The sequence below is a fragment of the Spirillospora sp. NPDC000708 genome, from assembly GCF_040299565.1.
Classification (GTDB): Bacteria; Actinomycetota; Actinomycetes; order Streptosporangiales; family Streptosporangiaceae; genus Spirillospora.
Genome location: NZ_JBEPCJ010000040.1, coordinates 12,280 through 25,844, shown reverse-complemented (window position 1 = coordinate 25,844; position 13,565 = coordinate 12,280). Strand labels below are relative to the sequence as shown.

The window sequence follows — 13,565 nt, the reverse complement described above, 5'->3', positions numbered from 1 at the left end:
GCGGAGGGCCCGGCCACGGCACGTACTCGAAGGCCCCCGTCCGCTGGACGGGGGCCTTCGAGTAAGGAAAATGTGTCAGTCGAGGTAGTCCCGCAGCACCTGCGAGCGGGACGGGTGGCGCAGCTTCGACATCGTCTTGGACTCGATCTGCCGGATGCGCTCCCGGGTCACCCCGTACACCTTGCCGATCTCGTCCAGCGTCTTCGGCTGGCCGTCGGTCAGCCCGAACCGCATCGACACCACGCCCGCCTCACGCTCGCTGAGCGTGTCGAGCACCGAGTGGAGCTGCTCCTGCAGCAGCGTGAAGCTGACCGCGTCGGCCGGGACGATCGCCTCGGAGTCCTCGATCAGGTCGCCGAACTCGCTGTCGCCGTCCTCACCGAGCGGGGTGTGCAGCGAGATCGGCTCGCGGCCGTACTTCTGCACCTCGACGACCTTCTCCGGGGTCATGTCGAGCTCCTTGGCCAGCTCCTCCGGGGTGGGCTCGCGGCCCAGGTCCTGGAGCATCTGGCGCTGCACGCGGGCCAGCTTGTTGATGACCTCGACCATGTGCACCGGGATGCGGATGGTGCGGGCCTGGTCGGCCATCGCGCGGGTGATCGCCTGCCGGATCCACCAGGTGGCGTACGTGGAGAACTTGTAGCCCTTGGTGTAGTCGAACTTCTCGACCGCGCGGATCAGGCCGAGGTTGCCCTCCTGGATCAGGTCCAGGAACAGCATGCCGCGCCCGGTGTAGCGCTTGGCCAGCGAGACCACCAGCCGGAGGTTGGCCTCCAGCAGGTGGTTCTTGGCGCGGCGGCCGTCCTCGGCGATCCACTCGAAGTCCTCGAGGTCCTCCTCCGACAGCGCGGGGCCGTCGGCGGCGAGCCGCTCCTCGGCGAACAGGCCGGCCTCGATCCGCTTGGCGAGCTCGACCTCCTGCTCGGCGTTGAGCAGCGGGACCTTGCCGATCTGCTTGAGGTAGTCCTTGACCGGGTCGGCGGTGGCGCCGGCCGCGGCGATCTGCTGGGCGGGCGCGTCCTCGTCGTCGTCGCCGAGGGTGAAGCCCTCCTCCTCGGTGGGAGTGTCGCCGGGCTTCTTGCCGGCCGGAGCCTTCTCCGCGGAGACGGCCGGGGCCTCCTCCTCGTCGCTCTCCGGCGCCTCCTCGACCTCGGGCGCGTCCTCTTCGAGGTCGACCTCGAGGTCGTTCAGGTCCTCGTCGAGGTCGACGTCGACGTCGTCCTCGAGCTCGGGGTCGTCGGCGGCCTTCTTGGCCGGGGCGGCCGCCTTGGCGGCGGGCTCCGCGGCGGCCTTCTTGGCGGGCGCGGCCTTCTTCGGCTTGGCCTTGGCCGACTTCGGCGGGGCGGGCTTGGGCGCCGCGGGCCGCGGGGCCTCCCGGCGCGGCGCGGGCTCCTCGGGCGCCGCGTCGTCGGCGACGACCGCGGTCACCGTGTCGGGCTGCTCCTTCGCGGCAGCAGCGGTCCTGGGCCTACGCGCCGGCGGCGCCGCGCGCTTGCGCGAACGCTTGGGCGCCGCGGAATCGGCAGCGCTCACCACGACGGTCACACCCTCCTTGCTGAGGCTCCGCAGAATGCTGGAGGCCTTCGACACGGGGATGTCGGCCTCCTCGAACGTACGGCGTACGTCGTCGGCTTCGAGGTAACCCTGGGACCGTCCACGCTCGATCAGTTGCGCGATGACGTGATCGTGCAGATCTGACGCTTTCGAGGTCGAGCTAGCAGGCGACACAAATACCTCTCGAACGAACGTGTGGCTTGGTTGACCCAAGTGCCCTGACGGGCCCGGCCTCACACTGGGTGGGACCACACACGGCGGACCTCCGGTGCGGGACCGCAGCGTACCCGCTCTGACTGGGTCAAGCATTCTGGCACTGCTGCGCATTCCACCCTGATGTCCTACCCGGTAACACTCCACCTTAGAGGGCGCCGGACGGTCCTTCGTACGGACGGGACCGACTTCTCTCCGTCTCCGGCGGGCTTCACCCCGGTTTCACCTGGACTTGGGCGGGACGTGCAGCGCAAGCACGGTCACATCGTCTACCTGCTCGTACCCGGCAAGCATCCGATCGACCAGGAAGTCGACGAGTCTTTCGGGATCTCCTACCACTTCAGGTGGGGCGTCCGCGGCCGTGGCCACGAGTTCCTCGAGCCCGGCGTCCACCCCACGCCTACGGTTCTCCACAAGTCCATCGGAATAGAAGACCACAGTGTTGCCGGTCTCGATGGAAAAACTTGTCTGCTGCCGCTGGCTCGGCCAGCCGAGCGGCGTGCCGGGCTCCCGCGTGCTCACGCGCGCGGGGGCGTCAGGGGAGATCAGCAGGGGTGGCGGGTGCCCGGCGTTGCTGAAGGCACCGCGTCCGGTCTCCGGGTCGATGACCGCGTAGGCGACCGTGGTGAACTGCTCCTCGTCCTCGGTGGCGCTGAACAGCCGGTCGAGGCCGGCGAGCACCGCGGCGGGCCGCGGGTCGTTCAGCGCGAGCGCGCGCAACGCGTTGCGGACGCGTCCCATTCCGGCCGCGGCGAGCACGCCCTTGCCCATGACGTCGCCCACCGCGACCGCGAGCCGGTCGTCGGGGAGGCGGAACACGTCGTACCAGTCGCCGCCGACCTGGACATGGCGGGTGGCCGGGTTGTACCGGGCCGCCAGCACCATGCCGGGGAGCTGGGGAAGGTCGCTGGGCAGCAGGCTGCGCTGGAGCTCTTCGGCGGTCCTGTGCTCGCGCTCGAACAGCAGCGCGCGCTCCACCGCCAGGGCGCACTGCCCGGCGAGGGCCTCCAGGAAGACCCGCTCCTCCTCGGTGATCTCCCTGGGGCGGGTGAAGGAGAAGCGCAGCGCGCCGATCGGGGCGCCCGCCGCCAGCAGCGGCAGTCCGACCCAGGCGCGCTCCTCGGGGTGCTGGGCGAACAGCTCCTTCTCGTCACGGCCAAGCTGGAGGCGGAGGCTGTCGGGATGCTCGGCGAGGAACGGCCGGCTCTCGCGCACCGCCACCGACATGACGGTCTGGTCGGCGACCTTGATGTCGTCGCGGGCGGGCGGCCGCCCCTCGGCCTCGGCGCCGGGCTGGGACGGGGCCACGATGCTCAGCCGCAGCTTGTCGTCGTCCAGCAGCGCCACGGCCGAGTAGTCGGCGCCGATGGCGGACCGTCCGACCTCGGTGATGACCTGGACGACCTGGGAGACGGTCAGGGCCTCGGCGAGCATGGAGGTGGCCTGCTGGAGCCGCGCGGTGCGCAGCGCCGCGGCCGACAGCTGCTCGGTCAGCCGGCCGCGCATCTCCTCGGCCTCGCGCTGGCCGGTGACGTCGGTGTTGGCGCCGACCCACTCGATGACCGCGTCGCCCTGCCGGATCGGCACGGCCCGCACGTCGAAGTGCCGGTACGTGCCGCTCTTGGTGCGGATCCGGTAGTTGGTCTCGAAGACCTGGTTCTCCGCGACGCACTCGCGCCACGCCGCCTCGATGCGCGGGCGGTCCTCCGGGTGCACCACGGCCATCCAGCCGCCGGCGGCGTAGTCGTCGGGCGCCTGGCCGGTGATCGCGCGCCATTCCGGCGCGTCGTCGATCACGGCGCCGTCGGGCGCGGCCACCCACACGACCTGGGCGCTGGCCTCCACGAGCGAGCGGTAGCGCTGCTCCTTGCGCCGGATGACCTCCTCGGCGCGGCGCCGCTCGGTCACGTCCAGGGCGGTCAGGACGGCGCCGAGGCGCTCGCCGCCGGGTCCGCGGGCGGGCAGCCACGTGCAGGCCAGGATGCGCTCCTCGGTCGCCGTGGCGACCGTCCCGGAGTCGTCGGCCCGTCCGGACGGCGCGGCGGGGACGACGAGGTCGAGGTCGCTCAGCGGGCGGTCCTCGGCAAGCACGGTGCGCAGCGCCGACTCGAACGCGCTCGCCAGCGCCTCGGGCAGCACCTCCGCGGGACGCCGCTGCTGCAGGTCGCGGACGGGCACGCGGAGCAGGTCCGCGAGCGCGTCGTTGGCCCTCCGGCAGCACAGGTCGCCGTCGAAGAACGCCAGCCCGCCAGGGGCTTCCTTCAGAAGGGTCGCGTACAGCGCGGAGTCGGACGCATCCATGGGCTGCCCCTCCACCCCTGAGACGCGGGGTTGGGGAACGGACGTCTCGGTGCTCATGGACAACACCTCCGCCCCAGAGGGTCCCGTACCGCGCGGCAAGTTTTCATCACTATGAGTGAATGGGAGCAGGCTAGCGCTCCCGCCTCCATCACAACACCGTCGGAGTCAGGTATTCATCATCCCGATGGTTCGCCGCGTACGGAAGCCCTGATGGACAACGTTGTCTGCGCTTCCGTGCGATGACGCGGGATTCGGACGCCTTCTCCATCGGCCGCCGGTGGCGGCCCATGGGGAGGGCCGAGTAGGCGATGTTACGGCGCCCGGAGCTTCATGGGCGGCCAACCGCGCCGGTTCGGCGAGTTCCGGCCCGGGACCGCCCCGCACGGCTTCCGTCCGATTTGGTCTACTAAAACACGGTAAAGACTATTTTAGGGATCGGTGCCTTCTTACCCCGAGGCCCTACTTTCCGGCCTTGGCGGCCGCCTTCATCTCCTGCTTGAAGGCACGGACCTTCGCCAGCGACTCCGGGCCGGTGATGTCGGCGACCGACCGGTGCGAGCCCTCCTCGCCGTACGCGCCGGCCGCCTCCCGCCAGCCCTCCGGCCGGACGCCGTACTGCTTGCCCAGCAGCGCCAGGAAGATCTGCGCCTTCTGCTTGCCGAAGCCGGGCAGCCCGTTCAGGCGCTTGAACAGCTCCTTGCCGCTGCCCGCGTCCTTCCACACGTTCTCGGCGTCCCCGTCGTAGTTCTCCACGAGGTACTGGCACAACTGCTGCACCCTCTTGGCCATCGAGCCGGGGTAGCGGTGCACGGCCGGCTTCTCCGACAGCAGCGCGGCGAACCGCTCCGGATCGCAGGCGGCGATCTCGTGCGCGTCGAGGTCGTCCGTTCCGAGCCGCTGGGCGATCGTGTAAGGGCCCGAGAACGCCCATTCCATCGGGATCTGCTGGTCGAGCAGCATCCCGACCAATGCGGCGAGCGGGCTGCGGCCCAGCAGTTCGTCCGCCTCGGGGCGCTGCGCTAGTTGAACCTTCGTGGCCATGGGGCCAGCTTAGGACCGCCTCCAAGGGCGGGTCGGCCGGGCGCGGGAACCCGCCGCGGATCACGGTCCGTCACGGGCAGCGATCGCGGCGCGGCAACGATCATGGCATGGCGAGGCGAATCTGTCGGAAGTCTTACGAGCACCGCCGGAAGCCTGGCGGCCCGCAGGTCACGGTGCTCGAATGGAGGCGTGAACGAGGATCCGGCAGAGGGCACCCCCGTAGGACGGCGGGTCGTGCTCGGGATGCTCGGCCTTGGCGCCGCTGGAGTCGCCGTAGGTGCATCCCTACAACAGAAGGTGAACCGCGCCCTGGCGCCCGTAGGCGGCATCCAGGACGTTCTTCCGGCCGCCGGAGGCTTCCGCTATTACTCCGTCACCGGAGGCGTGAAGCGGCACAGCATCGCCACCCACCGGGTGACCGTAGGCGGGCTGGTGGACAAGCCCCAGGCGTTCACCATGGCCGACCTGGCGCGCCTGCCGCAGACCATGCTCGACAAGGATTTCCAGTGCGTGACCGGGTGGCGGGTGCCGAACGTCCGCTGGGCGGGCGTCGCCCTCCCCGACATCCTGGACGCGGTGGGGGTGTCCCCGCAGGCAAGAGCCGTCAGATTCACGTCGTTCGACGGCGTCTACACCGAATCGCTGACGCTGGACCAGGCGCGGCGCCGTGACGTCATGGTCGCGACCCAGATGGACGGGAAGCCGGTCTCCCACGACCACGGCGGACCCACCCGGCTCTATGTCGCCCCCATGTACGGCTACAAGTCCCTGAAGTGGCTCGGCGGCATCGAGCTCACCGACAAGGTCAAGCAGGGCTACTGGGAGGATCTCGGCTACGACGTGGACGCCTGGGTCGGCCGGTCGAACGGACGTGACGATGCACCCACATGACGCGGTCCGGCCCGAACCGGCGGGGTCCACCAGGCTGCTCCGGTTCACGCGGGCCGAACGGTCGATCCACCATGTGACCGCGCTGCTGATGCTGGTGTGCCTGGCCACGGCGGGGATGCTCTACCTGCCCGTGCTGTCCACGCTGGTGGGGCACCGCGAGCTGGTCAAGACCGTCCACGTGTGGTGCGGTTTCGCGCTGCCCGTCCCCATCGTCCTAGGGCTCGCCTCCAGGGCCTTCAGGGCCGACCTACAGCACCTCAACAGGTTCGCCCCACATGACTGGGAGTGGCTCAAGCGCGGCGACCGCAGAGCGGTACGGCGGGGCAGGGGCATCCTGCCCGTGGGCAAGTTCAACGCCGGGCAGAAGCTGAACGCGGCGTTCACGGCGGGCGCGATCCTCGTCATGCTCGGCACCGGCGAGGTGCTGACGTTCCCCGGGCCGTGGCCGGACCGCTGGCGCACCGGCGCCACCTTCGTGCACGACTGGCTCTTCGTCATCATCCTCATCGTCGTGGTCGGGCACCTCTGGGAGGCGCTCCGCGACCCGGGGGCGCTCGGCGGGATGCTCACCGGCCGGGTCGACCGCGGCTGGGCCGCACGGCACCACCCGGGCTGGGTGGACGCCGTCCAACGGACCGCAGCCCGGACACCGGACAGCCCATCCGGCGGAGGGTCCGAGGAGGCGGCCGCCGGCGCGTGCGGAGAAGGTCATCCGGAATTTACGAAACGACGGCCCGGTATGTCTTGACTCTCCCGGTGAACGCGCTGGAATGAGACATCGAGGCGAGGTTCGGGCGGACGCCCCGAAACGGGAACCCCCCGCGCTTCGTCTCGCCGGCGGCGTCCCCGCCCGCCGGAACCCTGTGCGCGGAGGTGTACGCAGATGCCTGCACTGGCCGATCACCGGAGCGAGACCCGCGACGCGCTCACGCGGCGGCTCACCGGCGAGTTCTCGCACTTCTCCTCGGACGCGGTGCACCAGTGCGTCGCCGACGTCCAGGCGTGCATGGCCCACCTGGGGCTCGAACCGACGCCCGCGCGCGTGGAGCGCATGGCGCGCGAACACCTCGTCGGCATGCTGAAATCCGAGCCGCCCTCAGGACGCACCCAGGGGACCGGGGTCGACGGCTGAGCCACCCGGCCGTCCCGCGCCCGAACCCCCGCCACTCGCACGCCCGAACCCGCCCGCCGGTCCCGCGCCTTACGCACACGCGACACCGCGGGATCTGAGAAACTGGGCCCGTGAGTCCTCGCAGCCGCCGCTCCCCGTCCGGAGATCCGGCGCGGGACGGCACGGCACCGCCCGGCGAGGTCTCCGAGATCTTCGACGGGATGCTGCGGCACGCCCGCGAACTGCTGGCCGTGCGCAGCCCGCTGGACGCGGAGCTGATCGTCAGCGAGATCCTCGGGTCGTGGTGGGGGCACCGGGTGTCCGCCGGAGACGTCGAGGTGGTCATCGGCGAGGCGCTCGTGGACCACGCGGCGCGCGCCGCGACCCCGGCGGCGCTGGCGCTGCTCACCGGGATGGCCTACCTCGGCACTCCGCGGCAGGCCGCCAAGGCCGAGCGCGCCGCGCTGGAGCTGATGGAGCGGGGCGTCGCCCGCCCCGGATGGGCCGACCGCGTCGGCATGGTCACGCCGGACGAGTGCTTCGTGTCGCGCGACGTGTACGGCGACCAGGACTCCATCGTCTGCACCTATACCTACGGGGGAGCCGAGCGGCACGCCCTGGTCGTCCTGGTGGACCGGAACAAGGCCGGGGCCGTCCAGTACGCCGACGCCCCGTTCCCCTCGGCGGCGCCGCCCGCGTTGCGCGCCGCGCGCCCCCCGGCCTCCGGGATGGTCCGGGACGCATGGGTGTCGTCCCAGGTCGACAAGCTCCTCGACCACTGCCGCCGCGAGGGCCGCGACAACGCCCTGATGCGGTTCGAGCAACTGGACCCGCGCGACACCAAGGCCCTCCTGCAGAGCGCCCTCGCCCTCACCAACGACACGGCCGACCCGCCGGTGAACGACAACTTCGGCTCGTACCACGCCTTCGTGCGCGCGCGCATAGGGATCCTCCCGCCGGGAGGGCGCCTGCCGCAGCCTCCGGTGTACGGGCGCGACCGCCGCGCCACGATCGCCGCGCGGTTCCTCGCGTCGGACGAGGCGGAAGGGCTCTCGGACCTGTCGGCCGCCAGCCGCTGCGTGGACCGCATCATCGCCTACGGCTGCACGTACGATTTCGGGCGGCCGCTACGGGTCAGCCCGATCAAATGCGAGATGTTCCTGCTCGACTGGCTGCCGCGCAAGGTGCTCCTGTCCCCCGCCGAGCAGGAGGCCGTACCGCACGTGCTGGCCGCCTGGGTGCGCTGGGCCGGCAAGCGCACCGGGCTCCCCGAGGAGGGCGTCAGGGCGACGCTGGACGCGGTGTGGGACGCCACGGCGAAGTTCGCCGAGGCGTACCGCGACCCGTCCGCCTTCGGCCTCGACCGGGACCTCGTCGCCCGCCTCCTCCCGGACGGGGAGCTGGAGGCGCTCCCCCGACGGGCGTTCGCGCTGCCGTTCCTGTCCGGCACCCACCGGCGCTCCGGGCGGCACGGCTCCATCGACCTGTCGACGCTCGACCCCTCCGACCCCGACGACCGGCGCGTGATCCTGGAGTTCGAGCACCCGGGCGCGGACGAGGAGCACCTCGACGCGCACGAGAGGCTCACCGACCGGCTGTGGCGGGGCGACCCGCCGCAGCTGTGGGAGACCGCGCAGGCACTGCTCGACATCGGCTACGAACGCCACGAGATCCTGCACAGACTCATCGGCGTCCTCGATCGCTGCGGCGACGACGCGGACGCCCTCCGGGAGGCGCTGCGTGTGCTGCGTCACGAACCTCCGCCCGAGTGAACTCCTGGTTTGCGCGCGGGCTCCCCGGCGACAATCATCGGATCCCGGGCATGGTCTCGCGGGGGCCCGGGGCCGCCCCCGGTCGTAGGGAGTGATCTTGTTGGAGTGGTCCGAGTTCGCCCGCCGGCTGGGCCGTGAACTGGCGGGTCTCGACCGGGACACCATCCTCATCGTGCGCGAACGCGACGAGAGCCGGCACTACGTCCAGGCGATGCGCGAGCCCGACCGGCTCTACGCCGAGGCGGTCAGCAACAACTTCCTCGACGGGCCGCTGCTGCTCACGCCGGCCGACGAGGAGGTCATGAGCGACGCGGGCTGGCGCCCGCCCGCCGACCCCGCGCCCCGCAACTGGTGGACCGAGCTGCCCGAGGCCGGCACGCCCGGCGGGATGCGGTCGGTCGCCGGCGGCGACTACTCGCGGCTGGCCGACGTGATGGTCACCGCGCTGCGCGACGTCCAGGGTGTCCGGCGCCCCTCCGACCTGGTGTACGAGTCGTTCCACCGGCACGGCAACGGCCTCATCGAGCTGCTCGACTTCGGCATCGAGACCGCCGACCCGTCGCGCGTCAGCAAGCGCCGCTCGTCGGCCGCGATCCCGCCGCCTGAGCCCTTGCCGGAGAGCGCGCCCCCGGCGCCCGGCCCGCCGCCCGCCGGCCCGCCCATGCCGCTGCCTCCGCCCGGGGTCCCCGGCACCGACGCCGACCTCCTCGAACCGCGCCTGGCCGAGGCCAAGGAGCGCGGCGACCACGCCACCTACTTCAGCCTGCTGGCGGGCGCCGATCTGGTGCTCCCCGCCACGGCGCACGCAGTGGAGAACCCCGACCGCGCCGAACTGCCGACCATCACGATCGGCACCGGCACCTACGTCACGCTGTACACGTCCCCCGGCGCGCTCGCCCGTACCGGCGACCAGCATCCGCTCTACCGGCGCACGTCGTTCGCGCTCCTCGCGGCCGGTTGGCCGGACCCGTCCTGGCAGCTCGCCGTCAACCCCGGCCTGCCGAGCGAGGTCCTGCTGGACGCGTCCGCGCTCGGCCGGCTGGAGGCCGCCCAGCGGGAGACGTCCACGGCCGCGCCGGAGGCGCCCAACCCGTACGGGACGGTCGATCCGGGCGCGCTGGCCGGGCCCGGCGCCGTCGCGGGCGGCCCTTCACCCGCGGTCAACGGTTCGGGCGTGCCCGGGTTCCCCGGCGTCCCTGGGCCGCCCCAGGGCGTCAACGGCTCGCCCGCGCAGAACGGACTGCCCTCCCTCAACGGGATCCACGGCGTCAACGGACTGGCGAGAACCGACGACTTCCACGACGACTCCGGTACCGCGATAGACCCTTACACGGCGGAGGAGCTGAGGGCGGCCCTGGAAGCCGGTACACCTGACCTGGGCAGGGCCAAGCCGGAGACCCCGGAGCCCACACCCGAGCCGTCCGTGGCCGCTCCCCTGGGCGCCCCTACGGATGGGACGCCCGCCGAAGCCGACCCTGTCGAGACGCACCAGCCCGCCGAAACGCACCAGCCCGGCGCGCCGCAACCCGACGCGCACCAGCCCAGCGCACCGCAACCTGGAGCAGCGCAGCCCGAAGCAGTGCAGCCTGAGGCACCGCAGCCTGAGGCACCGCAGCCTGAGGCAGTGCAGCCCGAAGCAATCCAGCCTGAGGTAGTGCAGCCCGAGGTACCGCAGCCTCCGGCGACGCCCCCTGGGACGCAGCAGGTCGGAACACCGCAGCCCGAGGTGCGGCCCCAGGTACAGCCCGAGACGCAGTTGCCTGAGGCGCGGCAGCCCGACGTCCGGGCGGCCGGGCAGCAGCCCATCGCGCAACACACCGTGCCGCAACCGCCCGCAGGCATTCCGATGCAGCCGCCCCACGGCACCCGACTGTGGCGCTCCACCGGAGACGACGACGAGACCCCCGTCGCGGTCTACGACGCCATCGGCGGCGTCTGGAGCCCGGCGCGGACCGACGCCGTCCCGGCTCCCCGGGCCGAGTGACGGAGCGTTCGGCTACCGTCGGGTAAGGCAATCCCACCCCCGGACGCGAGAGTGGACCCCGAGTGGACTGGAACGACTTCGACAAACGGCTGACCCTCGAGCTGTCACGGCTCCCCGTCAGGTCGTTCCTCATCGTGCAGGGGCCCAGCGGACTGCCGTATGTGCAGGCCATGCGGATCGAAGGCGGGCTGGACGCCGAGGCGGTCGGCAGCGCGTTCCTGCCCCGCCCGCTCGCGCCCCGCCAGGAGCGGCGCCTCACCACCCTCGGCTGGGAGCCGCCCGACGGCGAGGACCGGCGGAACTGGTGGAACCGCTACACCTGGCGTGAGCGCGGCAACCGCGCACCCGCCGAACTGCTGGAGTGCGCCGCGATGCTCGCGGGCCAGATGGTCGGCGCCTTCCGCGACGTCTACCGGATCGACTCCCCGCTAGGGCTCGTCTATCAGGCCAGCAAGACGGGGCCGGAGGGCGGGCCGCTGGCCCTTCCCGGCCTGGGCATCCCGCTGGCCGTGCCCGAGTCCGAGAGCCGTCCCGCCGCGCAGGACGCGCCGCGCGCGGAGCGTCCGTCCGGCACCGCCCTGGAGATCGCGCTCGCCGAGGCGCGCGAGCGCGGCGACCAGCAGGCGTACCTGCGGCTGCTGGCGCGCGCCACCCTGTACCTGCCCGCGTCCGGCGACCCGACCGCCGAGCACCGGTTCGCCACGGCGCAGTTCGGCGACGGGACGTTCGTGCTGGCGTTCACCTCGCCCGAGGCGATGGACCGGTCGCTGCAGGGGCAGGCCGTCCACCACCGGGAGGCGACGCTGTCGGAGCTGTCCCGGCACTGGCCGCATCCGGACTGGCAGCTCGCGATCGACCCGGGTCTGCCCAGCGCCTCGTACCTGGACGCGAACGCCCTGTTCGAGCCCGTCCCGGAGGAACCGCGCGCCCGCCCGGCGCCCCCGGACCCGTCCGACGTCCGGGTGGCCGGGCGATCGTCCCGGGCGTCGCGGACGTCCCGGACGGCGGCGCGGCGGCGCCGGCAGCCGGACGCGGGAGCCTCCCGGGCCGCCGCCAGAACGCCGCAGGCGCCCGCTCGCACGCAGAGCGAGCCCGCTGCACCCCAGGGCGTTCCCGCGGCCGCACAGGCGCCCTCACCGCCGGACGCCGACCTGCCCCCGCTCCCCCGCCGGCGCGAACGTCCTGGAGCGGCCCCGCAGCCCGAGTCCTCGCCCCGGCCCGCGCCTGCGGCCGCGCGGGAGACGCCGGCCGATCCTCACGGGCTTCCTGTTCCGCCGCTGCACGGCGCCCCGCACCCGACCTCCGCGCCCGCGCCCGCGTCGCAGGAGCAGAGCGTCCCGCACGGATCGCAGGCGGCCCGGCTCACCACCCCGCAGCCCGCGCCCTTCGGTTCGCAAGGCGTCCCCTCGAACCCGCAGGCTCATGGCTCACCGGCTGCGCCCGGAACGCCCCCCGGTCCGCAGCAAACGGCGCGGGACATTCCCCGTCCGTCGGACCTCGGCCGTAGAGGCGCCGCCGTTCCGCCCGGGGAGGCGCCGACCGCGTCCCCGTTCCAGCCGCCCGCCGCCCCCGCGCGCACGCACGAGGAACCCCTCGTCCAGAGCCCGCCGCCGCAGGCTCCGGCGTTCGACCGCGTAGAGCCCGTGGCCCCGCGCGAGACGACGCCGAACCAGGTCCCCCTGGACCCACCGGGACCAACGCGTCCCACTGTGGTGCCCCAGGACGTGCCCCTGCCGGTGGGCGATGCTCCCCGCGAGACCGTCCCGAGCGGCGACGCGGCTCCGGAGAACGCCGACCGCCTGGACGCCGCGTCCGAGACCGTGGTCATGCAGAAGGTCCTCCGCCGCGAACATGTGCAGCACTACCTGGAGGGCGGTTACGACCTCGTCGCCGGGTACGTGCACCGGCTCCAGGACGTGGCGGAGCTGAACACCCCCGCCGCCCTGATCCGCGGCCTCGGCCTCGTGTACGAGGGGTCGCCGTTCGCCCCCGGCGACGAGGAGATCTTCGTGGTCCGGTGGCCCGCGGTGAAGCCGTCGCTGTTCCGGCGGCCGCTGGGCGGCATCGACGAGTGGAGCATGGGGATCATCCCGGGCGGCTGGGTGATCGAGAAGGCGCCGTTCCCCGGCTCGGGGTACGCGCCGGGCGACGGCCCCGCCGTCCCCGAGTTCAAGATCGAGAGCCAGCGGCTGCCGCACGGCGCCGAGCTGTACCGGCTCGACGCGGCCGGGCGGGAGTCGCTGGTCGCGGCGTACGACGCCGACCTGCGCCGCTGGCTCGTCAGGCTCCCGGGAGGACGGGGATGAGGGTCCGGCACGGCTTCTTCGCGCGCTGGCGCGGCACCGACTACGAGGCCAGCCCGGACGGCGACCGGGTGCGGCTCTACGTCAGCGAGCACGCCGACGGGTTCCGGCAGATCAGCCCGGGCCGGTTCGTCCAGGTGGTGGCGGCCTCGGAGGTCGAGGACGTCCGGTACGTCAGCACGTACTGCACGTGGCGCGGCGAACCGTTCGTGGTGCTCGGCGAGCACCAGGGGTGGCTGCGGGTGGAGTACACCGGCGGCAAGGCGCCGGTGGCCGAGAGCCTCGGGCTGGAGCTGTTCGACCGCGGCGTCTACCAGGCATGGGCCTCCAAGCACGAGGTCGAGGACGTGCGCGAGGAGTCGGTCTGAGGCGAGCCCGGCCCCGGCCGGCCGGGC

10 protein-coding genes are annotated in these 13,565 nt (G+C 72.6%); 7 read left to right on the top strand and 3 right to left on the bottom strand.

The annotated features are described in order from the left end of the window. Positions 1-75: 75 nt before the first annotated feature. From ABT299_RS26545 to ABT299_RS26535, 3 genes are all read right to left on the bottom strand, one after another. Positions 76-1,728, bottom strand: a complete 1,653-nt coding sequence (locus ABT299_RS26545) for an RNA polymerase sigma factor (protein ID WP_190858002.1) — start codon at positions 1,726-1,728, stop codon at positions 76-78. 261 nt (positions 1,729-1,989) lie between these two features. Continuing rightward, the gene (locus ABT299_RS26540; RefSeq protein ID WP_190858004.1) at positions 1,990-4,125 is read right to left on the bottom strand and encodes a SpoIIE family protein phosphatase; all 2,136 of its coding nucleotides are present in this window, start codon (positions 4,123-4,125) and stop codon (positions 1,990-1,992) included. A gap of 402 nt (positions 4,126-4,527) precedes the next feature. Then, positions 4,528-5,109, bottom strand: a complete 582-nt coding sequence (locus ABT299_RS26535) for an HhH-GPD-type base excision DNA repair protein (protein ID WP_387029693.1) — start codon at positions 5,107-5,109, stop codon at positions 4,528-4,530. 189 nt (positions 5,110-5,298) lie between these two features. Here ABT299_RS26535 and ABT299_RS26530 point away from each other — a divergent pair, with 189 nt between their 5' ends. From ABT299_RS26530 to ABT299_RS26500, 7 genes are all read left to right on the top strand, one after another. Continuing rightward, complete coding sequence (locus ABT299_RS26530; RefSeq protein WP_206700019.1) at positions 5,299-6,000, top strand: molybdopterin-dependent oxidoreductase; 702 nt, start codon at positions 5,299-5,301, stop codon at positions 5,998-6,000. After that, entirely contained in the window at positions 5,987-6,748 is a 762-nt protein-coding gene (locus ABT299_RS26525; protein ID WP_387029691.1) for a cytochrome b/b6 domain-containing protein, read from the top strand. Before ABT299_RS26530 ends, ABT299_RS26525 begins: the two co-directional genes overlap by 14 nt. A gap of 135 nt (positions 6,749-6,883) precedes the next feature. Next, positions 6,884-7,132: a hypothetical protein gene (locus ABT299_RS26520; protein WP_387029689.1), complete on the top strand. Its 249-nt coding sequence runs from the start codon at positions 6,884-6,886 to the stop codon at positions 7,130-7,132. Between the two features lie 200 nt (positions 7,133-7,332). Further along, positions 7,333-8,883, top strand: coding sequence for a hypothetical protein (locus tag ABT299_RS26515; protein WP_500252399.1), 1,551 nt, complete (start codon positions 7,333-7,335; stop codon positions 8,881-8,883). Between the two features lie 97 nt (positions 8,884-8,980). Beyond that, on the top strand, positions 8,981-10,867 hold the full coding sequence (locus ABT299_RS26510; RefSeq protein WP_500252368.1) for a TY-Chap domain-containing protein: 1,887 nt from the start codon (positions 8,981-8,983) through the stop codon (positions 10,865-10,867). Between the two features lie 62 nt (positions 10,868-10,929). Continuing rightward, positions 10,930-13,173 (top strand): SseB family protein, encoded by a 2,244-nt coding sequence (locus tag ABT299_RS26505; RefSeq protein ID WP_500252367.1) that lies wholly within the window; start codon positions 10,930-10,932, stop codon positions 13,171-13,173. Next, positions 13,170-13,538, top strand: a complete 369-nt coding sequence (locus ABT299_RS26500) for a UCP033725 family protein (protein ID WP_500252366.1) — start codon at positions 13,170-13,172, stop codon at positions 13,536-13,538. The genes ABT299_RS26505 and ABT299_RS26500 overlap by 4 nt, the downstream gene beginning before the upstream one ends. Positions 13,539-13,565 lie beyond the last annotated feature (27 nt).

What these genes read in the sequence shown, in the direction of transcription:
- ABT299_RS26540 (WP_190858004.1), bottom strand. Translation starts at nt 4,125, where the DNA reads ATGAGCACCGAGACGTCCGTTCCCCAACCCCGCGTCTCAGGGGTGGAG.
- ABT299_RS26535 (WP_387029693.1), bottom strand. Translation starts at nt 5,109, where the DNA reads ATGGCCACGAAGGTTCAACTAGCGCAGCGCCCCGAGGCGGACGAACTG.
- ABT299_RS26525 (WP_387029691.1), top strand. Translation starts at nt 5,987, where the DNA reads ATGCACCCACATGACGCGGTCCGGCCCGAACCGGCGGGGTCCACCAGG.
- ABT299_RS26520 (WP_387029689.1), top strand. Translation starts at nt 6,884, where the DNA reads ATGCCTGCACTGGCCGATCACCGGAGCGAGACCCGCGACGCGCTCACG.
- ABT299_RS26515 (WP_500252399.1), top strand. Translation starts at nt 7,333, where the DNA reads ATGCTGCGGCACGCCCGCGAACTGCTGGCCGTGCGCAGCCCGCTGGAC.
- ABT299_RS26500 (WP_500252366.1), top strand. Translation starts at nt 13,170, where the DNA reads ATGAGGGTCCGGCACGGCTTCTTCGCGCGCTGGCGCGGCACCGACTAC.